Below are 1,191 nucleotides of genomic sequence, written 5' to 3' on the forward strand. Positions count from 1 at the left end.
ATGGCAAAGGGCAAGTTCGAGCGCACCAAGCCTCACGTGAACGTGGGCACGATCGGTCACGTTGACCACGGCAAGACGACGCTGACGGCGGCGCTGACGAAGATTGGCGCCGAGCGTTTCGGTGGTGAGTTCAAGGCGTACGACCAGATCGACGCGGCGCCGGAAGAGAAGGCTCGCGGCATCACGATTTCGACGGCTCACGTGGAATACGAGTCGCCGAACCGCCACTACGCGCACGTGGATTGCCCGGGTCACGCGGACTACGTGAAGAACATGATCACGGGTGCGGCGCAGATGGATGGCGCGATCCTGGTGTGCTCGGCCGCTGACGGCCCGATGCCGCAGACGCGCGAGCACATCCTGCTGTCGCGCCAGGTCGGCGTGCCGTACATCGTGGTCTTCCTGAACAAGGCGGACATGGTGGACGACGCCGAGCTTCTCGACCTGGTCGAGATGGAAGTTCGCGAGCTGCTGTCGAAGTACGACTTCCCGGGCGACGACACGCCGATCATCAAGGGCTCGGCCCGTCTGGCGCTGGAAGGCGACCAGTCGGAGATCGGCGTTCCGGCGATCCTGAAGCTGGTCGAGGCGCTGGACACGTTCATTCCGGAGCCGCAGCGTGACGTTGACCGTCCGTTCCTGATGCCGGTGGAAGACGTGTTCTCGATCTCGGGTCGCGGCACGGTGGTGACGGGCCGCATCGAGCGCGGCATCATCAAGGTCGGCGAGGAAATCGAGATCGTCGGCATCCGCGACACGCAGAAGACGACGGTCACGGGCATCGAGATGTTCCGCAAGCTGCTGGACCAGGGCCAGGCGGGCGACAACGCGGGCCTGCTGCTGCGCGGCACGAAGCGTGACGACGTGGAGCGCGGTCAGGTCCTGGCGAAGCCGGGCTCGATCAAGCCGCACACGACGTTCGAGTCGGAAGTGTATGTGCTGTCGAAGGAAGAGGGCGGCCGTCACACGCCGTTCTTCAAGGGCTACCGCCCGCAGTTCTACTTCCGCACGACGGACGTCACGGGTTCCATCGAGCTGCCGGAAGGCGTCGAGATGGTGATGCCGGGCGACAACATCAAGATGGTGGTGACGCTGATCGCCCCCGTTGCGATGGACGAAGGCCTGCGCTTCGCGATCCGCGAAGGCGGCCGCACCGTCGGCGCCGGCGTCGTGGCCAAGATCATCAAGTAA

The 1,191-nt window shown here is 64.8% G+C and carries 1 protein-coding gene; it reads left to right on the plus strand.

Annotated elements, in window-relative coordinates:
* A complete protein-coding gene (gene tuf / locus O9280_RS15520) occupies positions 1-1,191 on the plus strand; it encodes an elongation factor Tu (RefSeq protein ID WP_297867719.1) in 1,191 nt (396 codons plus the stop codon).

The organism is Silanimonas sp. (genome assembly GCF_027531545.1).
GTDB lineage: Bacteria > Pseudomonadota > Gammaproteobacteria > Xanthomonadales > Xanthomonadaceae > Silanimonas.

Excerpts from the sequence above, each read along its gene's own strand:
- tuf (WP_297867719.1), top strand. The coding sequence starts at position 1 with ATGGCAAAGGGCAAGTTCGAGCGCACCAAGCCTCACGTGAACGTGGGC.